The 26568-nt window shown below is 37.1% G+C and carries 28 protein-coding genes and 1 pseudogene; 20 read left to right on the top strand and 9 right to left on the bottom strand.

All coding sequences use genetic code 11. The features are described 5' to 3' along the window. Window positions 1–37: 37 nt before the first annotated feature. Complete coding sequence (gene zupT / locus BK137_RS11250; RefSeq protein ID WP_038186596.1) at window positions 38–847, top strand: zinc transporter ZupT; 810 nt, start codon at window positions 38–40, stop codon at window positions 845–847. Between the two features lie 45 nt (window positions 848–892). Here the strand turns inward: zupT and BK137_RS11245 are convergent, their stop codons facing one another. From BK137_RS11245 to thrC, 4 genes are all read right to left on the bottom strand, one after another. Continuing rightward, complete coding sequence (locus BK137_RS11245) at window positions 893–1528, bottom strand: NAD(P)-dependent oxidoreductase (RefSeq protein ID WP_038186176.1); 636 nt, start codon at window positions 1526–1528, stop codon at window positions 893–895. Window positions 1529–1597: 69 nt separating this feature from the next. Then, window positions 1598–2011, bottom strand: coding sequence for an Rrf2 family transcriptional regulator (locus BK137_RS11240; protein WP_038186173.1), 414 nt, complete (start codon window positions 2009–2011; stop codon window positions 1598–1600). Window positions 2012–2163: 152 nt separating this feature from the next. After that, on the bottom strand, window positions 2164–3063 hold the full coding sequence (thrB, locus tag BK137_RS11235; RefSeq protein WP_038186171.1) for a homoserine kinase: 900 nt from the start codon (window positions 3061–3063) through the stop codon (window positions 2164–2166). Continuing rightward, complete coding sequence (gene thrC / locus BK137_RS11230) at window positions 3060–4112, bottom strand: threonine synthase (protein ID WP_038186169.1); 1053 nt, start codon at window positions 4110–4112, stop codon at window positions 3060–3062. Before thrC ends, thrB begins: the two co-directional genes overlap by 4 nt. Window positions 4113–4323: 211 nt before the next feature. On the opposite strand from thrC, the gene BK137_RS11225 reads away from it, so the two are divergent. From BK137_RS11225 to menC, 13 genes and pseudogenes are all read left to right on the top strand, one after another. Further along, entirely contained in the window at window positions 4324–5541 is a 1218-nt protein-coding gene (locus BK137_RS11225) for an MFS transporter (protein ID WP_038186167.1), read from the top strand. 99 nt (window positions 5542–5640) lie between these two features. Continuing rightward, a pseudogene (locus BK137_RS22990) lies at window positions 5641–5709 on the top strand (hypothetical protein); the annotation flags it as partial. Between the two features lie 216 nt (window positions 5710–5925). Continuing rightward, window positions 5926–6267, top strand: a complete 342-nt coding sequence (locus BK137_RS11215; protein WP_038186157.1) for a DUF6054 family protein — start codon at window positions 5926–5928, stop codon at window positions 6265–6267. Between the two features lie 22 nt (window positions 6268–6289). After that, a complete protein-coding gene (locus tag BK137_RS11210; protein ID WP_038186142.1) occupies window positions 6290–6829 on the top strand; it encodes a P-loop NTPase family protein in 540 nt (179 codons plus the stop codon). Between the two features lie 134 nt (window positions 6830–6963). After that, on the top strand, window positions 6964–7701 hold the full coding sequence (locus BK137_RS11205) for a gluconate 2-dehydrogenase subunit 3 family protein (RefSeq protein WP_038186139.1): 738 nt from the start codon (window positions 6964–6966) through the stop codon (window positions 7699–7701). A 27-nt stretch (window positions 7702–7728) separates the two neighbouring features. Further along, complete coding sequence (locus tag BK137_RS11200; protein WP_038186135.1) at window positions 7729–9441, top strand: GMC family oxidoreductase; 1713 nt, start codon at window positions 7729–7731, stop codon at window positions 9439–9441. Window positions 9442–9458: 17 nt separating this feature from the next. Next, complete coding sequence (gene tatA / locus BK137_RS11195; RefSeq protein WP_038186132.1) at window positions 9459–9653, top strand: twin-arginine translocase TatA/TatE family subunit; 195 nt, start codon at window positions 9459–9461, stop codon at window positions 9651–9653. A 15-nt stretch (window positions 9654–9668) separates the two neighbouring features. Continuing rightward, window positions 9669–10550, top strand: a complete 882-nt coding sequence (tatC, locus tag BK137_RS11190) for a twin-arginine translocase subunit TatC (protein WP_038186129.1) — start codon at window positions 9669–9671, stop codon at window positions 10548–10550. A 213-nt stretch (window positions 10551–10763) separates the two neighbouring features. Continuing rightward, on the top strand, window positions 10764–11561 hold the full coding sequence (locus BK137_RS11185; RefSeq protein ID WP_038186126.1) for an MIP/aquaporin family protein: 798 nt from the start codon (window positions 10764–10766) through the stop codon (window positions 11559–11561). A 30-nt stretch (window positions 11562–11591) separates the two neighbouring features. Then, window positions 11592–13085, top strand: coding sequence for a glycerol kinase GlpK (gene glpK, locus BK137_RS11180; protein WP_038186123.1), 1494 nt, complete (start codon window positions 11592–11594; stop codon window positions 13083–13085). Between the two features lie 360 nt (window positions 13086–13445). Beyond that, on the top strand, window positions 13446–14741 hold the full coding sequence (locus BK137_RS11175; protein WP_038186120.1) for an acetyl-CoA hydrolase/transferase family protein: 1296 nt from the start codon (window positions 13446–13448) through the stop codon (window positions 14739–14741). Window positions 14742–14915: 174 nt separating this feature from the next. After that, on the top strand, window positions 14916–16061 hold the full coding sequence (locus BK137_RS11170; RefSeq protein ID WP_038186116.1) for a M20 peptidase aminoacylase family protein: 1146 nt from the start codon (window positions 14916–14918) through the stop codon (window positions 16059–16061). Between the two features lie 68 nt (window positions 16062–16129). Beyond that, complete coding sequence (gene menC / locus BK137_RS11165) at window positions 16130–17236, top strand: o-succinylbenzoate synthase (RefSeq protein ID WP_038186114.1); 1107 nt, start codon at window positions 16130–16132, stop codon at window positions 17234–17236. 41 nt (window positions 17237–17277) lie between these two features. On the opposite strand, the gene BK137_RS11160 is transcribed toward menC, so the two are convergent. Next, on the bottom strand, window positions 17278–18084 hold the full coding sequence (locus tag BK137_RS11160) for a GNAT family N-acetyltransferase (RefSeq protein ID WP_038186112.1): 807 nt from the start codon (window positions 18082–18084) through the stop codon (window positions 17278–17280). A 314-nt stretch (window positions 18085–18398) separates the two neighbouring features. On the opposite strand from BK137_RS11160, the gene BK137_RS11155 reads away from it, so the two are divergent. Continuing rightward, the gene (locus BK137_RS11155) at window positions 18399–19325 is read left to right on the top strand and encodes a manganese-dependent inorganic pyrophosphatase (protein WP_038186110.1); all 927 of its coding nucleotides are present in this window, start codon (window positions 18399–18401) and stop codon (window positions 19323–19325) included. 93 nt (window positions 19326–19418) lie between these two features. On the opposite strand, the gene BK137_RS11150 is transcribed toward BK137_RS11155, so the two are convergent. After that, window positions 19419–20798: an FAD-dependent oxidoreductase gene (locus BK137_RS11150; protein WP_038186108.1), complete on the bottom strand. Its 1380-nt coding sequence runs from the start codon at window positions 20796–20798 to the stop codon at window positions 19419–19421. Window positions 20799–20915: 117 nt separating this feature from the next. On the opposite strand from BK137_RS11150, the gene BK137_RS11145 reads away from it, so the two are divergent. Then, window positions 20916–21623 carry a DsbA family oxidoreductase gene (locus BK137_RS11145; RefSeq protein WP_038186105.1) on the top strand — a complete coding sequence of 236 codons (708 nt, stop codon included), beginning with the start codon at window positions 20916–20918 and terminating at the stop codon, window positions 21621–21623. Window positions 21624–21751: 128 nt separating this feature from the next. After that, the gene (locus tag BK137_RS11140; protein WP_038186102.1) at window positions 21752–22393 is read left to right on the top strand and encodes an FMN-dependent NADH-azoreductase; all 642 of its coding nucleotides are present in this window, start codon (window positions 21752–21754) and stop codon (window positions 22391–22393) included. A 64-nt stretch (window positions 22394–22457) separates the two neighbouring features. Here the strand turns inward: BK137_RS11140 and BK137_RS22515 are convergent, their stop codons facing one another. From BK137_RS22515 to BK137_RS11125, 3 genes are all read right to left on the bottom strand, one after another. Next, window positions 22458–22649, bottom strand: coding sequence for a DUF2500 domain-containing protein (locus BK137_RS22515; RefSeq protein ID WP_412104691.1), 192 nt, complete (start codon window positions 22647–22649; stop codon window positions 22458–22460). Window positions 22650–22711: 62 nt separating this feature from the next. Then, on the bottom strand, window positions 22712–23236 hold the full coding sequence (locus BK137_RS11130; RefSeq protein WP_038186090.1) for a YceI family protein: 525 nt from the start codon (window positions 23234–23236) through the stop codon (window positions 22712–22714). Between the two features lie 123 nt (window positions 23237–23359). Then, on the bottom strand, window positions 23360–24217 hold the full coding sequence (locus BK137_RS11125; RefSeq protein ID WP_051448741.1) for a VOC family protein: 858 nt from the start codon (window positions 24215–24217) through the stop codon (window positions 23360–23362). A 144-nt stretch (window positions 24218–24361) separates the two neighbouring features. Between BK137_RS11125 and BK137_RS11120 the strand changes: the two genes are divergently transcribed. The 3 genes from BK137_RS11120 to BK137_RS11110 all read left to right on the top strand — a co-directional run bounded on the left by BK137_RS11120 (window position 24362) and on the right by BK137_RS11110 (window position 26511). Continuing rightward, window positions 24362–24667, top strand: a complete 306-nt coding sequence (locus tag BK137_RS11120; RefSeq protein WP_038186087.1) for a winged helix-turn-helix transcriptional regulator — start codon at window positions 24362–24364, stop codon at window positions 24665–24667. Window positions 24668–24744: 77 nt separating this feature from the next. After that, window positions 24745–25677, top strand: coding sequence for a UDP-N-acetylmuramate dehydrogenase (murB, locus tag BK137_RS11115; RefSeq protein WP_038186084.1), 933 nt, complete (start codon window positions 24745–24747; stop codon window positions 25675–25677). 81 nt (window positions 25678–25758) lie between these two features. Continuing rightward, window positions 25759–26511 carry an exodeoxyribonuclease III gene (locus tag BK137_RS11110; protein WP_038186081.1) on the top strand — a complete coding sequence of 251 codons (753 nt, stop codon included), beginning with the start codon at window positions 25759–25761 and terminating at the stop codon, window positions 26509–26511. Window positions 26512–26568 lie beyond the last annotated feature (57 nt).

Raw genomic sequence — 26568 nt, 5'->3', positions numbered from 1 at the left:
TGAAATTAACATTTTAATAGAGAAAGTAGTTGAGTATATGGATGGAAATGTCGTTTTTGCTTTAGCGTTAACGCTCTTCGCTGGTTTAGCAACAGGAGTAGGTAGTTTAATAGCATTTTTCACTTCGAGGACAAATACGAAGTTCCTATCGTTTTCTTTGGGTTTTTCTGCAGGTGTCATGATTTATGTTTCACTTATTGAGATATTTGTGAAAGCTAAAGATTCGCTCGTTGGTGAGTTAGGGGAGAAGCAAGGATACACATTCACGGTAATTGGTTTTTTTGCTGGAATGCTGTTAATAGCACTCATTGATAAAATGATCCCAAAACACGAAAATCCTCATGAAGTAAAAAAGGTTGAAGATATGCAGACGGGACCATCAAATGATGAATATGCCAAGTTAATGAAGATGGGTATATTCACCGCGCTTGCAATTGGTATTCATAACTTTCCAGAGGGAATTGCGACATTTGCATCTGCATTGCAAGATCCAAATCTCGGTATTGCGATTGCAATTGCGGTTGCTATTCATAATATTCCAGAGGGAATTGCTGTCTCTGTCCCGATTTTCTTTGCGACAGGAGATCGTAAAAAAGCATTTAAGCTTTCATTTTTATCCGGTTTAGCTGAGCCAGTTGGAGCATTTGTAGCATATTTGATTTTAATGCCATTTTTAAATGATATTGTGTTCGGAGTGCTTTTTGCTGGTGTTGCTGGTATTATGGTATTTATTTCGTTAGATGAATTATTGCCAGCTGCAAAGAAATATGACGAGGCTCATACATCGATATATGGTGTTATTGCCGGTATGGCTGTAATGGCTATTAGTTTAGTATTATTAGTTTAAAAAAACAGGTCCCATTATCATGGGGCCTGTTTTTTAGTATGTTATTTAGTTTTCAGATGCTACAGTGAATCTTTCATTCACATGTTTTGGGTTTTCTAGTTCGTCTAATACAGCGATAGCATAGTCAGCATAGCTAACGTAGCTTGCACCTTTAGTATTGACTAATAGATGGTCTATTCCTGCGATATATTGACCAGTGCGTGGACCTTCTGGATCGAAGAAAGCAGATGGACTTAAGAATGTCCAAGTGATAGATGATGCTTTCAAGTCCTCTAAGTTTTTGCCTTGGTTTTCAGCTGTTGGTAAGTAAATTGCAGGGAAATCTGGTGTAGACATCACTGTCACTGTTTTTTCTGGATCAACAAAAAGGCTACCTGCTCCACCAACTACAAATAGTTTTGTACTCGCTGCATCTTGTAGAATGTCGATAAGCTTGCGTCCAGCTTCTACGTGTAAATGTTCTTCACCTGCTGGAGCCCCGAATGCATTAACGATAACGTCAAACTTTTGTACATCTTCTGTTGTTAATGAAAAGATATCTTTCTCTATAACAGCAACATTTTCAGCCACTATTTTTGCAGCACTGCGAACGATTGCAGTTACCTCGTGCCCACGTGATACTGCTTCTTTTAAAATAAAGTTACCTGCTTTACCTGTTGCACCAATAATACCAATTTTCATAATGATTGCCTCCTTAGAATTTGTTGTAACTAATATGGTTACAAGTTGTTTGTAAAAAAAGATCGCCTCTTAGTGAAAGAGTTGATCTAATACATCTTGTAGCGTTTCTTCTGTCAATTTATCTTCCATTGCTCGCTGAACAGATTGAAATACGTTATCTAAAGTGGATTGAATTTTTTTTCCGACAGCACATTCTGGGTTAGGGTTATCGTGTATTGCAAATAACTCCTCTGGTGCCTGTACGGCTCTATATATGTCTAGTAGCGTAATGTCTTTCGGTTCTTTGACTAATTGATATCCAGCAACTCCTGCATTGGAGACTATTAAGTTTGCCTTTTTTAACTGGCTACTAATCCGACGTATAACGACGGGATTAGTGTTTACACTGCTAGCAATCCATTCAGATGTAAGTTGGTTAGAATCATTTGTTGTAGCGATTAAAGAAAGAATGTGTATAGCAACAGAAACACGACTGTTCACCATATCGGTCACCGCCTAACATGTAATCATTATAGTTACAGGGGAGGGTAATGTCAATTCATTTGATTTAGGAAAGATCATAACTATAACACATCGGTGATTATTGCAAAGAAAAAGAGCCAAGAGACATATGCTCTTGGCATTTTCCATTCCTATTATTCTTTTGTAACTTGAACACCCTTTATATCGACTGGAACGGCTTTAATATCATAAGAAGGGAAGAGGGGCTTCATTTTTGCAACGAAAGCATCTACGCGATCTTTTGAGATTAACGAGATGACAGTTGGACCGGCACCGCTAATAGCTGTACCAAAGGCACCTGCATCCTGTGCTGTTTGACGAATTTCATGATAATTAGGGATTAAATTTGCGCGGAATGGTTCATGAAATAAATCATGCTCCATGAATTTGCCTGCACGTTCATAATCTTTTATAAGTAATGAAGCAGTTAACATATTGGCATTGGCGCTTGCATGAACAGCGTATGCTTTGTCATAGTTTGACGGTAATATTTTACGTGCTTCCTCTGTTTTTAATTCAACATTTGGAATGAAAACAGCAAATGCAGCGTCAACATCTCGTGCATTAATCAATTCTAATTGACCGTTTGGCAATGTTGAAGCAATCGTTAGACCACCATGTACAGATGCGGCTGCATTGTCAGGATGCCCTTCCATTTTAGAAGCAAGTTTACAACGTTCTTCGATAGAAAGTTGTAAATCACATACTTGATTTGTGAGTTCAATACCCGCCACAATAGCAGACGCGCTACTTCCGAGTCCACGAGCAAGTGGTAGCTCACTGTGCATCACAACTTTACAAGAAGGAAGTGTAGCTTTGTACCGTTCGGCTGTTTCTTTCGCAACTTTATAGACGAGATGGTCTTCAACTTTAACATTTACAGGAAGGTGTTCTGAGCGATGCTCAAACTCCCAATGATCTTGTAGAGTTACGTCTAATGTTAAATAGAGGCCTAATGCTAGTCCAATAGAGTCGAATCCTGGTCCAAGATTAGCGGTGCTTCCTGGAACAGATATGGACCAATTTGTTGTCATAGCAATCCCTCGATGTAAGTACGGATTTCCGCTTCGTCATTTGCTAAAGAAACCATATCGACAGTAGAAGCCTTTACGGCTGTATCAGGGTCTTTTAATCCGTTTCCTGTTAATACAGCAACCACACGACTACCTTTAGGAATTGAACCGTTTTCTACGGATTGAAGTACACCAGCAATAGAAGCGGCTGATCCTGGCTCTGCAAAGACGCCTTCTTTAGAAGCGATTAGCCGGTATGCATTTAAAATTTCTTCATCTGTAACTGCAGCGATTTTACCTCCAGATTCATCACGAGCAGCTTCGGCTAGTTTCCAACTTGCTGGATTCCCTATACGAATAGCAGTAGCAACAGTTTCTGGGTGTGGTATTACTTCTCCACGGACGATTGCTGCAGCACCTTCTGCTTCGAACCCAAACATTTTTGGTAGACCTGTTTGCTTGGTGGCATTGTATTCTTTAAAGCCTTTCCAATAAGCGCTAATGTTACCTGCGTTTCCAACAGGAATTGCAAGTATATCTGGTGCACTGCCAAGATCGTCGCAAATTTCAAAAGCAGCTGTTTTTTGACCTTCTAATCTGTATGGATTAACTGAATTTACTAATGTTACTGAAGTGTTTTCACTAATGTCACGAACAATTTGAAGTGCTTCATCAAAGTTACCATCAATTTCGATGATTTTTGCACCATACATGTAAGCTTGTGCTAGTTTACCAGCAGCTACTTTACCTTTTGGAATAACGATAATAGCTTGGATGCCAGCGCGTGCTGCATATGCAGCAGCTGCAGCTGATGTATTGCCTGTTGAAGCACAAATAACAAATTTACTTCCAGCCTCAACAGCTTTTGCTACAGCCATTACCATGCCACGGTCCTTGAATGAACCTGTTGGGTTTAAACCCTCATATTTAACATAAAGATCGATTTCTAGTTCTTTTGATAATGTATTTAAATGAATGAGTGGTGTATTACCCTCATGTAAAGTAAGAGCAGGTGTATTTTCTGAGACAGGTAGATATTCTTTATAGTGATCGATAAGACCTTTCCACATAGATAACATTCTCCTTTGTGTTCATCCTGAAAAAACATTTGTTTTTCTATAAGAGACATTTTAACTCATTTTGGGTATATGTTTCAATAGGTAATTGCTAAATTTTCGGAACAATTGAATTTCTTTTGCATCTTGTCACAAAATATAAAGATGTGTATAGTTAGGGTAGTCAAATGTGTATTCAAGTGTAAAGACATATGGAGGAACAATAATGACAACGAATCAACAGGCAGGTACTAAGGTGATATCTCGTAATAAGCTTTTAGGTATTGCGGGGGTTGGATGGATGTTTGATGCATTAGATGTTGGTATTTTATCTTTTGTAATAGCAGCTTTAGCAAAAGAATGGATGCTATCACCAAGTGAAATGGGTTGGATTGGTAGTGTTAACTCAATCGGAATGGCGGTTGGTGCCTTTGTATTCGGTATATTAGCCGATCGTATTGGCCGTAAATCTGTATTTATATGGACACTTGTAATTTTCTCTATTGCTAGTGGTTTATCTGCGTTGACGACGACTCTAGCAGCATTTATGATTTTGAGATTTTTCATTGGAATGGGTCTTGGTGGTGAATTGCCGGTAGCTTCAACTCTTGTTTCTGAAAGTGTTGCATCACATGAACGTGGACGTGTTGTAGTTTTGTTAGAAAGTTTCTGGGCTGGGGGTTGGTTATTAGCAGCACTTATTTCATATTTTGTTATACCAAACTACGGCTGGCGAATTGCTTTATTATTAACGGCTCTTCCAGCAGTTTATGCGATATACTTGCGGTTACACTTACCTGATTCGCCTCAGTTTACAGCCAAAAAAGATGTTGTACGTAATATCGGTCAAAATATTAAAGATGTTTGGTCGAAAGAATATGCTCGTCGTACATTAATGCTTTGGATTGTTTGGTTTACAGTTGTTTTTTCTTATTATGGCATGTTTTTGTGGTTGCCTAGTGTTATGGTTATGAAGGGTTTTAGTTTAATAGCAAGTTTTAAATATGTGCTGATAATGACGCTAGCACAATTACCAGGTTATTTTACAGCAGCTTGGCTAATTGAAAGAGCAGGCAGAAAATTTGTTTTAGCTACCTATTTGCTAGGAACTGCTGTCAGTGCACTTGTTTTTGGTAATGCGGAAACAATTGGTCTTTTACTTGTAGCTGGAATGTTCTTATCATTCTTTAATCTAGGAGCTTGGGGTGCTTTGTATGCTTATACGCCTGAGCAGTATCCAACAATTATTCGTGGTACAGGTGCTGGTATGGCTGCCTCTGTTGGACGATTAGGCGGAATATTTGGACCGTTACTTGTAGGTTCACTTGTAGCAAAAGGATATGAATTGAATTTGATCTTCGGTATCTTCTGTATCTCGATAATAGTAGGTGTAGTTGCAATTATTGCACTAGGTACAGAGACAAAACAAACAGAGTTAGAGTAGGAATATATAAGAGGGAATATCCTTTTATAGGCCTTTATGATACTAATAACGATCTTCTCTCAATAATTATTGAGAGAAGATCGTTTTATTTTGTAGGCAATAACAAGAAAGAAAATTATAGAGATTTCAAAAGAAGTTTATATCGCTGCGGATAGTACGAAATTTGAAAAAGATGTCATGAGTGGAATAGCTCCACTTGAGCAAATTGATTACATTATTACGGATTCAAAATTAGATAAGCGTGTTGTGAGTCAGTTCGATGATACAAATGTTCAAGTAATTCAGGCCAAAGATTAAACTTCTTGTTAAGTGAATTTTCTTTCAATTTGAAACTAATAGTAGATTCCTAACGTATTAGAGTTATACATAGAGGGAGTGAGAGCTATGGATGGAACAGAATTTTACGTATCAATTGAACCACAGGATGTATTAAAACGTATTAAAACAAATATTGTGGAGGGCAGTTTTTCTGGAAAGCTTATTGATCAATATGAACGTATTGTAGGGGATCAACAAGTAATAGTTTGTATACTTGAAAAGTATTATATGCGTACTAGTAATCGTGCAAGCTTAACAGTAACAGTTGACAATTTAGAGGGTAAAACGAAAATTCATGCAATCGCTTCTGGTGGTGGAGAAGGTGCCTTTTTCCGTTTTGATTGGGGAGTGGGTAATACCTTTGTTAATAGCGTAGTGAAGGCATTAGAAGAGTTCATTATTAAATAGTAAAAAGCTAGGGGGATGTTAGATGAAATACCCAGCGAAACATCAAAGGGTTTTGATTATTGGATCTAGTGGGGCAGGGAAATCAACATTGTCACGAACATTAAGTGAATTGTGGGAATTGCCTCTCGTTCATTTAGATGCTATTTATTGGAAAACTGGTTGGCAGAAATCTAATAAAGAAGACTTTATAGAAAGACTTCATTTAGAACTTGAAAAGCCTGCTTGGATTATTGATGGGAATTTCGATTCTACACTAGAAATGCGAGCCAAATATGCGGATCTTATTATTTTTCTCGATTTTTCTAATAAGCTTTGCACTTATCGAGTATTAAAGCGTACTATGCAATATCGCGGGAGGACAAGGCCTGATATGGGGGAGGGGTGCCCTGAAAAGGTTGATGCAGAGTTTTTACGATGGATTTGGCGGTTCCCTGTTGATGCTAGACCAGGGGTTATGAATACTATGATCCAAACTAATGTAAACAGTATTATATTTTCTTCTCCTTCCCAGCTAAAAAAATGGTTGAGAAATTGTAAAATAGGGCAAAGTAGTCTCAAATGAGGCTGCTTTTTTATTTTTATGAGTGCAAACACCGGAATCATTAATTTATTTACGACTTGTAATTTCGGAATAATCAGTTCACTTTATAAGGTAAATAGTCGCTATCACGACTTTTGTTAAGGAGGATTGTCTATATGAGTGAAGAGGGGAAAAACTTATCGAGACGTGATTTTTTGAAAACCACGGGTATTGCTACAGGCACATTAGTCGGTGGTGGGATAATTGGCGGTTTGATCGGCTACAACACCAATAAAAAATCTAAGCCATCTAAAAATGCCAATAATACAACGGGGCATGATGAGCATACTGGCGTTCCGGCTCGAATGTTCTTTATGAGTCAGACCGATTTTCAAGTCTTATCAAATGCCACTGAACGTATCTTTCCAAAAGATAATCTAGGGGCAGGTGCTATTGATTTAGGTGTACCGTACTTCATTGATCGCCAGTTAGCAGGGAATTATGGTAGTAATTCTAAAGAGTACATGCAAGGACCATTTGCTGAAGGGGCGCCTACACAAGGATATCAAAGTCGTCTTACTCGTGCTGAAATCTTCACTCAAGGAGTTATGGCTCTAGAGAATGAGAGTAAGAAACGTTTTAAGAAGGGCTTTTCAGATATTACCGAAAAACAAATGGATGAAATACTAACAGCTTTCCAAAAAGATGAGGTGAAGATGTCAGGGACGACATCAGGATTTTTTTTCGCACTTCTTCGCTCAGCAACACTAAACGGCGCTTATGCTGATCCAATGTACGGAGGCAATCGTAATATGGAAGGTTGGAAAATGAAAGGTTTCCCAGGGCATCAAATGGCATATATCGGTGAGATTGAAAAAGATGAATTTAAAAAATATGAACCTAAGTCTCTTTAGGATTATCTAGTATGGAGGTGAATAATAATGGTTAAGACTTTACCAAAAGTAGATGTAGTAACGGTAGGGGTTGGTTGGTCCGGAGGAATTATTGCTGCAGAGTGTGCAAAGGCAGGGTTAAAAGTAGTAGGGCTTGAACGCGGACAGAAACGAGGTACATCGGATTACCAGCAAATTCACGATGAGTATCGTTATGCTATACGTTATGATTTAATGCAAGATTTGTCGCGTGAAACGATAACATTCCGTAATAATCGGAAAATGAAGGCATTACCAATGCGCCAATTAGGTTCTTTCTTGTTAGGTGAAGGATTAGGGGGATCAGGAACACACTGGAATGGACAAACATTCCGCTTTTTACCCTATGATTTTCAAATAAAAACAATGACTGAAAAAAAATATGGCAAGAATAAGTTAGGTGCCGAATATTTAATTCAAGACTGGGGTTTAACTTACGAAGAGCTTGAGCCTTATTTCGATACATTTGAGAAAACAACGGGTATATCAGGCGATGGAAAAAACAAGCATGGCGGTAAGCGATCAAATCCATATCCTACACCTGCGATGAAAACAACACCCCTTTTAAAAAAGTTTGAAAAGGCGAGCGGGAAATTAGGTTATAGCCCATATATGATGCCGTCTGCCAATCTGTCGGAACCATATAAAAATCCCGATGGTGAACAAATAAATGCCTGTCAATATTGTGGTTTCTGTGAACGTTTTGGCTGTGAATACGGTGCGAAAACATCACCAGAAATTACTGTTGTACCAACAGCAACTAAAACAGGTAATTTTGAGCCACGATTCCATGCAAATGTTGTAGAAGTAGTAAAAAAGGGAAATAAAGTATCGGGAGTAAAGTATTTAGATACAATTTCAGGTGAAGAGTTTATTCAGCCAGCAGATGTTGTAGTACTAACAAGTTATGTCATGAATAATGCAAAATTACTTATGGTATCGAATATCGGTGAAATGTATGACCCGACAACAGGAAAAGGAACACTAGGTCGGAATTATTGCTACCAAATTTTACCTGGCGCTTCAGGCTTTTTTGATGAACAATATAATACTTTTATGGGTGCAGGTGCTTTAGGTATGTGTTTTGATGATTTGAATGGTGATAATTTTGATCACTCAGATTTAAAATTTATTCATGGTGCTAATGTCGCATTAACGCAAACGGGCACGAGACCTATTGGTACAAATCCTATTTTACCTGATACGCCAACTTGGGGAGCGGAGTTTAAAAAGCAATCTATTGAAAATTATACGCGCTCATTAGGGGTTGGTGGTCAAGGTGCATCAATACCTCACAAAGAGAACTATTTATCGTTAGATAATGTTTATAAGGATTCCTATGGTGTCCCATTGTTACAGATGACTTATAACTTTACAGATCAAGACAGAGCATTACACAAACATATTTCGAAAAAATGTGGAGATATTTTAAAAGAGATGGGCGCAAAAACAGTTGTAGTCAATTCAGAAATTGACCAATATAATATTGTCCCTTATCAATCTACACATAATACCGGTGGAACTGTTATGAGCTTAACGCCAGAAGAGGGTGTTGTGAACAACTACTTACAACATTGGGATGCAGATAATTTGTTCGTTGTAGGTGCTGGAAACTTCTCGAATAATAGTGGTTACAATCCTACTGGAACAGTTGGTGCTTTAGCTTATCGATGTGCTGAGGGTATTATCAAATACAGTAAAAAGGGCGGCTCGCTCGTTTAATAAAGGAGGAAGGCAATATGTTTAGTCCATCTGCAATCGGAATACCAGGTTTAATCATTATTTTAGTTATTGTTCTTATTGTCTTTGGTCCAAAAAAATTGCCGGAAATCGGATCGGCAGTAGGGAAAACTTTTGCAGAATTCAAGAAGTCTACAAAGGGATTAATGGATGACGACGATGAAACACCACCTGAAAAGAAAAAAGAAATTTAGGTAAATATTTAGCCTATGGATCCTTATGAAAATAACAGTAAAAAAATATTAAGCCCTTTAGACAAAGAACCTTATGAGACAGAGATAACAATAAAAAAGGCATTAGCAGACAAAGGACAAGAAACTGTTGTAGTTTCAACAGTACTCTCTACAGATTCATCGGCTACTGAATGGGCAGTCAAAGATGTGGTTGAATCATTATTTGATCATTTAGCAGATTTACGTAAGCAGCTGATTAAAGGTTTAGTGGTTTTTCTCTTTTTCTTTTTTGTTGTATTTGCATCAGTTAACTGGTGGTTTCCTTTTATTACGAAAGGAAATTCACTTGTTATTTTAGGGCCATTAGAGGTTGTGAAGTTTTATATGTCAATCTCTAGTACTATGGCTCTTGGGTTAGCCTTACCTTTTTTAATGCATTTTTTATGGAGTTTTATAAAACCAGGATTAAAGGAAATTGAAAGTCGTTTTCTTGGGATGTATTCTCCAGTCATGTTGTTACTATTTTTACTTGGTATTTCTTTTGGCTTTTTTGTAGTTAACCCACTTAGCTATAAATTTCTAATCAGTATCGGTCAGACGAATTTTGATGTTATGATATCGGCAAGTGAGTATATTCATTTCTTAATAATGACAACTGTACCCGTCGGCATTTTATTTGAGTTGCCGATTGTAGCTCTATTTTTATCTTCAATTGGTTTACTTACGGCAGATATAATGAAGGCGATTCGAAAATGGGCATATGTATTTATGGCGGTTTTTGCATCAATGACAACGCCACCTGATTTTGTTAGTCATTTATTAGTTTTAATACCGATGATTTTGCTTTACGAAATCAGTATTTTCTTAGTGAAAAAAATAGAGCGTAAACAAATGCTGAAGAATGCAATTAGTGAGTAAATAGCACAACTAGATGACCTTTCAGATAACTGAGTTATTTGAGGGGTCTTTTTATTTGCAAATTAATGTATTACTCTTTAAGCATATTTTTTTACATAGCAAACCTTGAAACATATTATTATTATAATTGAATAAGCATAACTTGAATTCTATGAGAATATATTTTATTGTTTACGCTTTCATTATATCGTTATGAAGAAGGAGGAGTACGGTATGTCAACTTTTATGGCCGAGATAGTAGGGACAATGATTTTGATATTGTTCGGAGGCGGCGTTGTTGCGGCTGTTTCTTTGAAAGGTTCTAAAGGAAAAGATGGTGGTTGGATTGTTATTACTGTTGCCTGGGGTCTTGCAGTAGCTATGGGAGCATTTGCAGTTGGAGGGATAAGTGGTGCACATTTAAATCCTGCATTGACAATTGCATTAGCCACGATCGGAAAGTTCGAGTGGGCAGATGTTCCAATGTTCATACTTGCGCAAATGATTGGAGCAATTATTGGAGCTATTTTAGTATACCTAACTTATTTGGCGCATTGGAAACCAACTGAAGATCCCGATGCTAAACTAAGTGTATTTTGTACAGCACCAGCATATAATCATCCGTTATCAAATTTAACAACGGAAATGATTGGAACATTTATCTTAGTTCTTGGTATTTTAGCTATAGGCACAAATAATATTACAGATGGCTTAAATCCTTTAATAGTAGGTGCTTTAATTATCGTAATTGGTATGGCACTTGGTGGCCCAACAGGGTATGCTATTAATCCAGCACGTGATTTAGGGCCTCGTATAGCACATTTCTTCCTACCGATTCCAGGGAAAAGAGATTCCAACTGGAGTTATTCATGGGTACCAGTAGTCGGTCCGATTATTGGTGGATTGTTTGGAGCATTATTTTATAAGCAAGTTTTTGAAGGAGAAAATAGTATCGCATTTTGGATAGTTGGAGTAATCGTGCTAGCAATTTTCGTAGGAGCACAATCTACAGTGAATAAAGTTGTAAGATAGAATAATAAATTAAAATCTGGAGGTCATCATATGACAAAAAAGTATATTCTGGCATTAGACCAAGGTACTACAAGCTCACGTGCAATTTTATTTGACGAAGAAGGCAATATTTTTAATAGTGCTCAACAGGAATTTCCACAATATTTCCCACAATCAGGATGGGTAGAGCATAATGCAGAGCAAATTTGGAGCTCAATTTCATCTGTCATAGCGGGTGTCCTTTCAGAGAAAAATGTCCATGCATATCAAGTTCAAGGAATTGGTATCACCAATCAACGTGAAACGACTGTTGTTTGGGATAAAAATACGGGAGTACCAGTGCATAATGCTATCGTATGGCAATCACGCCAAACAGCGGGCATTTGTGAAGAGCTGAAAGATAAAGGCTATAATGATTTATTTAGAGATAAAACGGGATTACTTATTGATGCATACTTCTCAGGCACAAAAGTGAAGTGGATTTTAGATAATGTTGAAGGGGCAAGAGAAAAAGCGGAGAATGGTGATTTATTATTTGGTACGATTGATACATGGCTGATTTGGAAACTAACAGATGGGAAAGTACATGTAACCGACTATTCGAATGCTTCTAGAACATTAATGTATAATATTTACGACTTAAAATGGGATGAAGAGCTATTAGAGATTTTGGGTGTCCCAGCATCAATGCTACCAGAAGTTCGTCCTTCATCTGAAGTGTATGGTTTAACGGATGGAAATCACTTCTTTGGTCAAGAAGTACCTATTGCTGGTATTGCGGGTGACCAACAAGCTGCTTTATTCGGTCAAGCTTGTTTTGAAAGTGGCATGGTGAAAAACACTTACGGCACAGGATGTTTTATGCTCATGAACACAGGTGAAAAGGCTGTTAAATCCGAGAACGGATTGTTAACAACGATTGCTTGGGGAATAGATGGTAAAGTGGAGTATGCATTAGAGGGTAGCATTTTCGTAGCGGGCTCGGCTATTCAATGGTTACGTGATGGTTTACGGATGTTCCATGATTCAAAAGAAAGTGAGCGCTATGCAGAAAAGGTTGACTCTACTGATGGTGTATACGTTGTTCCCGCATTTGTTGGGTTAGGTACACCATATTGGGATAGTGATGTACGTGGTGCTGTATTCGGTTTAACACGTGGTACAGAAAAAGAGCATTTCATACGAGCAACACTTGAATCATTAGCGTATCAAACAAAAGATGTGCTGGGTGCAATGGAAGCAGATTCAGGTATCTCGTTAAAGACATTACGTGTGGATGGCGGAGCTGTCATGAATAATTTGTTAATGCAATTCCAAGCAGATTTACTTGATGTTCCAGTAGAGCGTCCATCAATTAATGAAACTACAGCACTAGGTGCAGCATATTTAGCAGGATTGGCAGTTGGATTCTGGAAGGATCGTGACGAGATTTCGAAATACTGGAATTTAGATACGCAATTCAGTCCGAATATGGAAGAAGATAGACGTGAAAACTTATACAAGGGCTGGAAAAAGGCTATACATGCAGCCCAAGCGTTTAAATAATAGTTATACACATGTGGCAGTTCCCTTTTCAAAGGTGAGCTGCTTTTTTTATAACATTTTGTGTATAGTGGGGATAAAAGTGTGTATAGTGGATAAAAAAATTATTTATTTGAAGTAGATTTAATCTTCTTTGGATATCTAAGAGACTTTTCCACTATTTTTTCTAAGAATGTGGATATCTCGAAGGAAATTGTTAATAGTTTTAGTGGAGAATAGTATTTCAGAGAAAGGGTATCATATGGATGCCTTTTCTTTTTGTATAAAAAAGCCGTGAAAATAGTAGGATTATGTTACGCTAAAGGAAAGGTGATATTTTTAAGTGAAATGCATACTTAAAGCAGAAACGGAGAAGTGTGTTGTATGGTAAATATTTTTCAAGGGTATTACAAACAGAAGTTAAAAAAACCTCAAGATGTCCTCTCATATATTGAGGAAGGGGCAGATATTATTATACCGATATCGAATGGAGAACCAGTAAAGTTATTGGATGTTTTGGAAGAGAACGCAGAATACTTAAAAGATGTGCGTATTCATCAAATGTTAACGATGCATCCACGTAAATATATAGGTGGAGCTTATAAAGGACACTTATCACATGTCTCATACTTTTTGAGTGGTGCTACACGTAAAGCTTATCATAATGGGCATTGTGAATTGATGCCAAACTATTTTCATGAAGTACCACGAATTATGAAGGATTATACTAAAGCATCTCTTGTAATGGCAGTTGCTTCACCGATGGATGAGCACGGATATTTTACGCTTGGAACACAAGCAGATTATGCTGCATGTTTTATAGGAAATGCACCCTTTTTCTTGGAAGTAAATGAGCATATGCCAAGAACATTTGGTCAAAATTTAATACATATTAGTCAAATCGAAGGGTTTATTGAGCATCATACACCGCTTGTAAAAAATCCAGACCCAGTAATCGAAGAAAAAGACATACGGATTGCAGAATATGTTGCAGAATATATTAAAAACGGTGATACATTACAAGCTGGGATAGGTTCGATTCCAAATGCGGTTATTAGTTTACTAAATGATCATCGTCATTTAGGTATTCATACGGAACTGATAACGGACGGGGTAGTTGGTTTAGTGGAGAAAGGTGTAGTCGATGGGTCTCAGAAGAAAACGAATAAGGGGAAAATCGTTGGTACTTTTGCGTTAGGGACGGATAAATTATATGAATTTTTGCATAATAACCCAATTGTTGAATTCCAAACAGTTGATGTAACGAACGATCCACGCTTAATTGCCAAAGAGGATAATATCGTTTCAATTAATGCCACAACGGAAGTGGACATATATGGTCAATGCGCCTCTGAAACAGTTGCAGGCAAGTATTATTCTTCCACTGGTGGACAATTTGATTTTGCACGTGGAGCAAATTTTGCGGAAAATGGCCGTGGATTTATATGCATGCATTCGACTACGAAAAACGATACCATATCGAGAATAAAAGTTTTATTAACAAACGGCTCAGTCGTAACAACCTCCAAAAATGAAGTAGATAAGGTAGTAACGGAGTATGGTGTAGCCGAGCTAAAAGGCAAATCGATATCAGCGAGGGCTAAGGCGTTAATCGAAATTGCGCATCCGAAATTTAAGGACGAGCTTATATTTGAAGCAAAAAAACTAAATTTAATGTAAGAAATTCTAAACCCGTTTTTTCACTAAACGGGTTTTTTTGATGAATATTAAACATTGTTCACGATATCAAAATGGCATGTTACATATATATACCTATAAGAGAGAAAAAATTATGTTAGGAAATCTAAGTATAAACATATATTTTCAAAAATAAATAGATAGGAGACGCTTATGATGAAGGAGCAGTTAACATTACTTGAACCACAATTGAAAAGTGTTTTTAAGTATCTGCATGAAAATCCTGAAATTAGCTGGAAAGAAAGGCGGACTACAGATTATATTAAAGGAATATTAGAACAAGAAGGGTACGAGGTTCATACGTTTGCAGATAGTACTGGTTTATATGTGGAAATCGGTGAGGGTAGACCTGTTGTAGGACTACGAACTGATATCGATGCCTTATGGCAAGAAGTTGATGGGGAATTTCAGGCGCATCATTCGTGTGGACATGATGCGCATATGACAATGGTGATTGGCGTTTTACTACTATTAAAACGCTTGAAAAGAACGTGGCGAGGTACCATTCGGGTATTATTCCAACCTGCTGAAGAAAAAGGACAGGGAGCATTGTCCTTTGTTGACCGTGGATTGGTCGACGATATGGATTATTTATTTGGAGTACATGTCCGGCCGGTGCAGGAGCTACGTGATGGCACATTTTGCCCAGCGCTATATCATGGTGCATCCAGACTATTAAGTGGCCAAATTAACGGTGTGGAATCACATGCTGCAAGACCCCATTTAGGTAAAAATGCAATTGAAATTGGTGCAAGCTTAATCGAAGCACTAAAAACGATTCATATAGATACAATGATTCCATTTTCGGTAAAAGTGACGAAATTTCAAGCGGGTGGAGAATCAGGGAATATAATTCCGGCGAAAGCCTATTTCACGATTGATGTTCGTGCTCAAACAAATGAAGGAATCGAGCAGTTGCATTATGGAATAGAGCGTACAATACGTGCAATTGAATCGTTGTATGAAGTGTCAATTGATTTACAAGAACAAGTAAGGGTTGCAGCAGCTGAAGTAGATGACGAAGCAAAGGATATAATTGAGCAAGCAATTATTGAATCCGTAGGTGAAGAGTATTTGCGTCCCCCTGTTATTACACCAGGTGGAGAGGATTTTCATTTTTATACGGTTAAAAGGGCAAATGTAAAGGCAGCAATGTTAGGGCTTGGTTGTGGATTAACTCCAGGGCTACATCATCCAAAAATGACATTTAATAAGGCTCAATTGATTGTGGGAGTAGAAATTTTGGCACGAACAGTATTAGGTGCATTTGCACATGTGGAAAAGGAAGCCCTCTCTTGCTGAAAATCTTAGATTAGCGTATCTTTTATTAAAACGTTAATCTAAGATTCGATAGTGGAAGGTGCGGTAGCGTGAAGATAACAGAAATTAAAATTCGGCAACTAAGTATGCGAATGAAATCGCCATTTGTAACAAGCTTCGGTACAGTGCAAGATAAGCAGTTTTTAATATTAGAAGCTAAAGATGATAGTGGAATGTCCGGTTGGGGGGAAGGGGTTGCATTTGAAATCCCTTGGTATACAGAAGAGACAGTTAAGACGAGTTGGCATATGCTTGAAGATTTCCTTATTCCACTAGTGCTTAAGAAAGATATTCAGCATCCTGATGAAATAAGCGATATGTTCAAAGTAATCCGCCAAAATAAAATGGCAAAGGCGACTCTTGAATGTGCCATTTGGGATCTATATGCGAAGAGTACAAAACAATCACTTTCGCATGCATTAGGTGGATCGAAAAAGAAAATTGAAGTGGGTATAAGTATTGGTATTCAGCCGACAATTGATCAACTGCTACAGTGCATTGAAAATAATATTTTAGCAGGCTATAAACGTATGAAGGTTAAGATTAAACCAGGTATGGACATTGATGTCATTCATGCAATTCGAGCAAAGTTTCCAGAGGTGCCGCTAATGGTAGATGCCAATTCAGCTTATACTTTAGATGATATAGAATTGCTTAAAAAACTAGATGAGTACAATTTAATGATGATTGAGCAGCCACTTGCATCGGATGACATTATCGACCATGCAAAGCTGCAAAAGCATTTAAAAACGCCAATTTGTTTAGATGAAAGTATTTGTTCTTATGAGGATGCACGTACAGCGATTGAGCTTGGAAGCTGTGGTATTATCAATATCAAGTTTGGTCGTGTAGGTGGTTTAACTGAGGCAAAACGAATTCATGATTTATGCCAGCAACATGATATTAAAGTTTGGTGTGGCGGCATGTTAGAATCTGGTATTGGGCGAGCACATAATGTCGCACTTACGACGCTAGAAAACTTTGTGTTACCAGGTGATACTGCAGGATCAAGTCATTATTGGGCTCAAGATATTATTTCTCCTGAAGTAGTTGTTGAAGATGGCTATATTTCAGTGCCGGAAATTTTTGGGATTGGATATGAACCAAATATAGAATTGATGGATCAACTTACAGTAAGTCAAAAAGTTTATCGATAATAAAAAAAGCTATGCAAAATTTGCATAGCTTTTTTTAGTGATTACATATTTAATAGTTTACTCATATAAAGTTCATCTTCAAATTCATCGTTTATTTTCAATGATTGTCGACGCTCCCCATCTATTGTAAAGCCGAATTTATTGTACATATTGATTGCGATAGCATTGGATTTACAAACACTTAGTTCTAGTCTTTGAATGGTATTTGATATTGCCCATTTTTCAGCCTCTTTTAAAAGTGCTGTACCAATCCCTTGGTTAGTAAATTTCTGCATGACACCGAGATAAATTGATGCACGATGTTTAGCACGTGGAGCTTTATTACCAGAAATAGAGATCAAGCCCCCAATTTGACCTTCAACAACTGCTACAATAATGGAGTTAGAACTGCTTTTACGCAAGTTAGTAATTTTCTTGCGTACACTTTGTACAGATGGATCACGTTCGTTTTTACCATAGAGCATAAAATCTGTCTCTGCATCTAACGTAGATAATAATTGGGCTAAGTTACGTGCATCATCCGTTTCAATGGAGCGAGTGATAAAAGTATTTTTGGCATTTTCTAAACTATCCAATTCATCATTATTGTTATTTGTAGGTTTTTCAAACGTCACATGATAACCAGGTTGTATTGTAGTTACGTAGTATCCTTGTTCTACCCAAGCTAGATAATGTTTTAGAGGAGGTTTAGTTTTTTTCCACCAACTCTTATTTAAATAGGAGGAGTTAGGTAATGAATGTCCCATAATTGTTTCGATTTCTGTGAAGGAAAGTTGAATTTTATCGTCTTTTGCGGAGCTGAAATATTCAGCTAGTGGTATGTATTTCTTTTCAATCTTATTTTCCATTATTACCCCTCTTTATTATATGTATATATTATATTAGAAATAGTAACATAGTATTAAGTCTAATTACATGATTTTTATGATTATTATTAATTTTAATGGATAAAAAAGACTATGTTAATCTAAGGGTATTTTGGAACAGATAGTGTGGTTTTGTAAAATTAACTTTATAAAAATATAATACAGGAATAATATGTTTTTAATTAAGGCTATAATAAGGCTTGAACATTTAACATCAAAGTGCTGACATTCTTTTTCAGTGCTAATTGTGATAAGATATATTCGGAAATTATTGAAATCTAGGAGGCAAAATTTAAATGAGTAAAGTACTTGTATTCGGACACAAAAACCCAGATACTGATACAATCACATCTGCGTTAGTATATGCATATTTAAAAAAACAACTAGGCATTCATGCTGAAGCTGTTCGCCTTGGCGAACTGAACAACGAAACAGCTTACGCTTTAGAAAAATTCGGATTTAATGCACCACGCTTAGTGGAAAAAGTTGCAGGAGAAGCTGCTCAAGTAATATTAGTTGATCATAACGAACGTCAACAAAGTGCTGATGATATTGCTGAAGTTCAAGTAACGGAAGTTATTGATCATCACCGTATTGCTAACTTTGAAACAGCAGATCCATTGTACTACCGCGCTGAACCAGTTGGTTGTACAGCAACAATTCTAAATAAAATCTTCAAAGAAAATGAAGTTGAGATTCCAGCTAACTATGCAGGTCTTATGTTATCTGCTATCATCTCGGATACATTATTATTCAAATCACCAACATGTACAGAGCAAGATGTAAAAGCAGCGAATGAGTTAGCTGCAATTGCAGATGTTGACGCTGCTGAGTATGGGCTTGCAATGTTAAAAGCAGGTGCTGATTTAAGTGATAAATCATTAGAAGATTTACTTTCTCTTGATGCAAAAGAATTCAGCATGGGAGACCACAAAGTTGTCATCGCTCAAGTGAATGCTGTTGATGTAAATGACGTTTTGGATCGCCAAGCTGATTTAGAGATTTTATTGAACAACACTGTTGCAGAAAAAGGTCTAGACCTATTCTTTTTTGTTGTAACGGATATCATAAACAATGATTCAGTTGCTGTTGCAATAGGTGCACAAGCTGAAAAAGCTTATGCAGCATTTAATGTTGTGGCAGATAATAATCGTGCGCTATTAAAAGGTGTAGTTTCTCGTAAAAAACAAATTGTCCCAGCATTAACTGACGCATTAAAATAATCCTCATTAGAGGAGGAACTGCCTATTTCAATTGAAATAGGCAGTTTTTTTTATTGCTGATAAGAACCAAGAAGATTACACTTACGACCAACTTTATAATCCACTTAGGTCAAGTGGATATACTGCAGGTCCCTCAAGTACTGCACCATCCTTTGAAAAACGTGAGCCATGACAAGGACAGTCCCATGTTTCATCAGCTTCATTCCATCTAGTTTTACAACCTAAATGAGTACAGCGTGGCATAGCACGACGAGTGACATGACCGCCGACAAAATCCTTCGTTACTTTACCACCTAGTTTTAAAGCTTGTAAAACTGCATCTCCGAATTTAGTATGCTTCGGAGAATAAAGAGAGATTCCGACATTCTGTTTTCCAACAATTCCGTCTCGGAGCAATTGTGCTGCCACAATTGAATTAGCTAATCCCCATTTTCTGAAACCGGAGGCCATCCAAATATTTGGTAAACGGGAACTAATCTGCCCAACATAAGGAATTAAGTCTACCGTTTCAGGATCTTGCGCTGACCAGTGATAGTTGCAGTGGTTAGCTGCGAAATTATCTTTAGCCTCTAATTGCAACGCTTCATAATACATGGAGGTATTAGAAATAGTACCTGCCGGGTGGCTATCCCCAGCTAATAATATAAAAGGTTTGTCATCGATTAATGTTGTTCGAATAGAGCGACCAGGTTTATCGATAGATAAATACTGACCTTTATACAATTCGCTTGCCTCAAAAGCCACGATATAAGAACGAGTGACTTCCAGTTTGAAAATTTGCATACCAATTATACCTTCTAGTGGATAATGGGAGCATAAGATTAGTTCTTTATAACAAACTGTATGACCATTCTCTAGTTCTACACATGGTTTTAAGATATTGACCTTTTGCACGCGTGAATGCTCGTAAATCTCAGCTCCTGATTGGATTGCCTTTTCTGCGATAGTCCGTCCAAAGCGTACAGGATGGATTTGTGCTTGTTTGGGCATTTTTAAGGAGGCGGCAATGTCATATGGAATTTCGCAATCGGCATTCCATTCTCCAGGAATACCAAGAGTCTGGTAAGCCTTCCATTCATCTTCTAAGTCCTTTTTGCCGTCAGCTTTCTGTGTATATAAAAATGAATCCGCATGATGCACACAATCGGGTTCTGCTAAATTAAATGATAGATCCACTGCTTGCTGGTTGAGTTCATAATATTGTTGTGCTGCTTCGACACCAAATTTAGTAATAAGTTGGCTATATAATAGACCTTGTTGTGCAGTTACTTTCCCAGTAGAATGGCCGGTAGTACCTGAAAATAAAGTATTACCTTCTAATAAAGTAACTTTCCTACCAACTTTTGAGAGTAAGTAAGCAGCGAGTATGCCAGAAATACCCCCACCAATAATACAGATGTCAGTTTCGATTGATTGTTCGAGTGAAGGTCTTGCAAAAGGTGCTTGTTTATCTAGCCAAATTGAAGATGCCATAAGATGCCTCCAAGTACATTTTTTTTAGCATGTGGAGTATTTGAGAAATTATGTATAAGCAGATAAATTGCTGTTTCAAATGTTCACATATACAATATCTGCAAGAGGTGAGCATTGATGAAAATTGAAATTTGGTCAGACTATGTATGTCCATTTTGTTATATCGGTAAAAGACAATTAGAAAAAGCTTTGCAAAATACGGGATTCAGTGAACAAACACAAGTGATATTTAAGAGTTATCAGTTAGATCCAAACACTCCGGCTATTACGGATGAATCCATGTACGAAGCGCTAGCTAAAAAATTCGGCTCTACAATTGAAGCGGCAAAAGCCCAAACAGTTGGTGTTGCTGGCCGTGCAAAAGAAGTAGGATTAGATTTTGATTTTGAAAATATGAAACCTGCTAATACTTTTAAATCACATCGTTTAGCAAAATACGCTGAAGCAGAAGGTAAAGCTGCTGAAATGACTGAGCGTTTACTACGTGCGCACTTTATTGAAGCAAAACAACTTGGCTTAACTGAAGTATTAGTAGAGTTGGCAGTAGAAGTCGGTTTAAATCGTGAGAGAGTACTAGATGTACTAAATTCAGATAATTATTCTTCAGAGGTATTGGCTGATATTCAAGAGGCTTCACAAATAGGTGTTAGAGGTGTCCCATTCTTTGTATTAAATCGCAAATATGCAATTTCAGGTGCTCAACCACAGGAATTATTCGAAGAAACAATTCGTAAAGTGGCAGCAGAAGAGGGAATTCAACCCACACTTAAAATGATGGGTGTAGAAGGTACAGACATTTGTGAAGATGGCAAATGTGAACTTTAATCTTCAGTCAAAAGTATGAGAACAGATGCATTGACAGTGTATCTGTTTTTTTATAAAATAAAATTATCTTGAATTTGAGATATTTTATTCGAGAACTATTTTTAACTAAGAGAAAGAGAGAGATTAAATTGACAAACGTATTAGTTGTTAAAGCAAATAACCGTCCTTCTACTGAAGGCGTTTCTAGTAAAATGTATGAAGTATTCATGGAGGAAGTAAAAGGTGCACAAGATTTAAACGTGACTACATTTGATGTATTCGCTGAAGATCTACCATACTTCGGACAAGATTTATTCAATGCATTTGGTAAAGTACAAAGTGGTGAAGAACTTACAGATATAGAAGGTCGCCTTCTTACTGCAAAACAAAAAGCAATGGACGCTTTAACTGCTGCTGACGTAGTAGTATTCGCATTCCCATTATGGAACTTAACAATTCCAGCTAAATTACAAACTTTCGTTGATTACGTATACCAAGCAGGTTTTGCTTTCAAATATGATGCAGAAGGTAACATGATTAACTTAATGCCAGAGAAAAAAGCTATTCTTTTAAGCGCTCGTGGTGGTATCTATTCAACTCCAGAAACAGCACCAATGGAAATGGCTGTAAACTATATGCGTAATGTATTCGGTGGCGTATTCGGTATGTCAGTTGAAGAAGTAGTAATCGAAGGCCATAACGCAATGCCAGACAAAGCAGAAGCAATTATTGCTGAAGGTATGGAACGCGTTAAAGCAGCAGCAAAATCATTATCAGCTGTTCACGCTTAATATAAGATTATTAGTGAATGCCTAATTTTTAGTTAGGCTATTTATAAAGAAAGAGGGAGGCCCATTAAATGGTGCTTCCCTCTTTTCTATTGCGTTCAAAACTTTTATAACGAGTGCCTTGAAATGTTAGTAAACCAAAGTCTCCCTCTACGAGGATTCCGTATTCACGCCCGCTTACAGGCAATTCAATTCGGTCGCCACTTTGTACCTCAAAGGTCCTTTGCTTTAATGAAGAAACAAAAAAATAACCAGTCACAAAAGTGTGACTGGTTAGGCTTGCTAGGGTAATAGCAATTTTCTTAGAAGTTTTAAATTGAATTAAGCAGGGTTCGCTTCAAGTTCGATATTAATTTTGATATCATCGCCAACTAGTACGCCACCAGTTTCTAGTGCTGCGTTCCAAGTCAAACCGAAGTCTTTACGGTTAATTTTAGTTTCAGCTTCAAAACCTACAACTTCTTGACCCCATGGGTTAGTACCTTTACCACCGTATTCAGCTTCAAAAGTTACAGATTTCGTTACATCCTTAATTGTGAAATCTCCAGTAATTTCGTATTCTCCGTCACCTGTAGATTTAATGTTTGTAGCAACGAAAGTCATTTTAGGGAATTGTTCAGCATCAAAGAATTCAGCTGACTTTAAGTGATTATCGCGATCTTCATTGTTTGAATTTACACTCGCAACATCAATTTCGAATTTAATTGATGCACCAGTTAAATCTTCTGGATTAGCATCGATATCTGCAGTAAAAGAACCGAAGTTACCTTTAACCTTTGAAATCATCATGTGTTTGACTTGGAAACCTAAATTAGAGTGAGCTTGGTCTACGTTATATTTTGCCATTTTAAAATTCCTCCTAAAAAGTGTTTGTTATTTAGTATATTTATCATAATACAATATTATCTCGAAATCAAGAGTTTCGAATTAAAGATAATATGAGTGTTATGTTACAGATGAATTTTATGCTTATGCATAGAAAATCATGTCACTCTTATTTAAATCTTTTACAATTATTTTCCCCTCATCTTCAGAGAATGAAACATTGAAGGTTAGTAAATTTTCTTTCAGTTTGTTTAATTCATCTTTTGAAGACAGCTTAAGAGAGTATCCCATTAATCCAATAGCATTTTCTGGTGGGAGTGGAGCACCTACACCTTGCCAAATATTTGTTGCAATGTGGTGATGATAACCACCGGCAGACATAAAGAATGCTGAATCCATAAAGTTAGTCATTAAATCTAATCCTAGAGCCTTTAAATAGAAGTGGCTTGTTGCATCGTCTAAGTTCGTAACGTTTAAATGCATGTGGCCTAAAATTGTACCATCTGGAAACCCTTTCCATGAACGTTCCGGTTTGTATAAAGCCATGATGCCTTTGAAATCGATCGGTTCAGTAGCTGTGTTCACTTGACCGTTTGGTTCAATCAGCCACTCACTTCTTGGTAGATCGCGGTATATTTCAATTCCGTTGCCTTCTGGATCACTTAGATAAAACGCTTCAGAATAAAGGTGGTCACCTGCTCCAGAAATAGGAGCGCCAATTTCTAATAAATTTCCGATAACATGCGCTAAATCTTCGCGACTTGGTACTAATATAGCGAAGTGGAAAAGACCTGTAGTACGTGTTGGTCTTGGCACAGCATCCTCTGTAGTAGTTAATATTAGAATGGGTTCAGTACTACCTGCACCAAAGATAACTTCTGAATTGGATTCCTTAATTACGTGGAACCCTAACATTTGATAAAATTCTTTTTGCTTTTCTAGAGATTGTACACGTAACTGTACATATCCTAATGTCATTTTGGGATCTAATTTGAAAGTCAAAGTAGTTCCTCCCCTCAAATATTTTACACTTACTTTTCGTAACTAACTATAAAATAATAAATTACTTACGTCAAGTAAATAAGTTACCGAAAGTTTACTTTTTAAAATAATCCCGCTACAATAGCATATATAGAGGTGAAACAAATGAAGGAATCAGCATTATGCCCTCGTTTAGCAAAATCTATGGATTTGATAGGTAAACGCTGGATGGGCTTAATTTTATATCAATTATTAGATGGACCACAGCGCTTTAATGAAATTGAATCGTCGATGCCAATTAGCGGGCGACTGCTATCTGAGCGTCTAAAAGAACTTGAAAAAGAAGGTCTTGTTGAGCGCCATGTGTATACTGAAGTGCCCGTTCGCGTAGAATATACTTTGACAGAAAAAGGCCAAGGTTTAAAAGCTGCGATTGATGAGATTGAAAATTGGTCTAAAAAATGGCTTTAAGTGAAAATCACTTGAAAAAATGCCATTGTCTATTCATACTATGAAGGAATAGAAGTTTAGAGAGGAAAGGTCTTTCAATAATGAAACAACAATGGGCAGCAAAATTATCTACTATAGTAAATCCAGAAAATGTTAAAATAGATGAACCACTAGATCAATACACGATGACAAAGCTAGGCGGTAGCGCGGATGTATTTGTCATGCCTTCTACTGAAGAAGAGGCAGTAGCAATTGTAAAGTATGCGAATAACAATGATATCCCGATTTTGCTATTAGGGAATGGCTCGAATATGGTTGTACGTGATGGAGGAGTTAGAGGAATTGTCCTGAACTTTTCGAAATTGGATACAATCCACATCGATGGCACAACTGTTTATGCACAAGCAGGCGCGCTGCTTAAAGACGTATCAATAGCAGCGGCAGAGGCAACTTTAACAGGACTAGAATTCTCATGTGGTATTCCAGGATCTATTGGTGGCGCGATGGCTATGAATGCTGGTGCATACGGCGGAGAAATAAACGATGTTATTCTACAATCAACTGTATTAACATCAACAGGCGAAAAGTTAGTTCTAAATAAAGAACAACTTGACCTAAGCTACCGTAAAAGTATTATCTCCAAAAAAGGATATTATGTATTATCTTCTGAATTTGAATTACAACGAGGAGATCAACAAGAAATCGATGCAAAAATTGCTGAGTTAACATTTTTGCGTGAATCGAAACAACCGCTTGAATATCCTTCAGCAGGGAGTGTTTTCAAACGTCCTCCAGGTTACTTTGCAGGTAAATTGATTCAAGACAGTGAGCTCCAGGGTAAAGGTGTAGGCGGTGCGGAGGTTTCTACGAAGCATGCTGGCTTTATCGTAAATAAGGGTGGCGCAACAGCTACCGATTACATCAACACTATTAAAATGGTGCAAGCAACTGTTAAAGGGAAATTTGATGTTGATTTAGAATTAGAAGTGAAAATCGTTGGAGAAGAACCTTCTAAAAACGGATCATTGTAAACTTTATTAAACTAAAAACTACAGAGAACGCCTTTCGTATTACATGCGGAAGGCGTATTTATATTTAAAGGGGAGCTCACTATGAAATTTGTATCTTGGAATGTTAATGGAATTCGAGCATGCTTGAAAAAATGCTTTTTAGATTATTTTAATGAAGTTGATGCGGATTTTTTCAGTATTCAAGAATCAAAATGCCAAGCTGGACAAGTTGAATTAGATTTACCAGGTTATAAACAATATTGGAATTATGCAGAGCGCAAAGGTTATTCAGGTACAGCTATTTTTACAAAACATACGCCACTGTCTGTTAAATATGGTGTAGGTGACGAATCAATGCAAGAAGAGGGACGTATCATTACATTAGAGTATGAAGATTTCTATTTAGTAAATGTGTATACACCAAATTCTAAACGTGACTTAGCGCGTCTTGATTACAGAATTGAATGGGAGGATGAGTTGAGAACATACCTGCTATCCTTAGACGAAGTAAAGCCCGTTATTTATTGCGGTGATTTGAATGTTGCACATGAAGAAATAGATATAAAAAATGCAAAGGCCAATATCGGCAATTCTGGATTTACAGAAGAAGAACGTGGAAGAATGACAACGTTGTTAGGTTCAGGATTTACAGATACTTTCCGATATTTATACCCAACACAAACAGATACTTATACATGGTGGTCTTATATGAATAAAGTAAGAGAACGTAATATTGGTTGGCGGATCGATTACTTTATCGTCTCAGATCGTTTGCAAGAGAAAATTGAGGATGCAGAAGTACATGCTAGTATTCTAGGAAGTGACCATTGTCCAATCGTATTAACATTAAAATAATTTGTTTTAATAGAGAAACCACGCTTTTTGTCGAAAAAGCGCGGTTTTTTATTTTAT

The organism is Viridibacillus arenosi, from assembly GCF_001955655.1.
Lineage (GTDB): Bacteria > Bacillota > Bacilli > Bacillales_A > Planococcaceae > Viridibacillus > Viridibacillus arenosi.
Note: the sequence above shows the minus strand (reverse complement) of the source record. Positions and strands in the feature narration are given on the sequence as shown.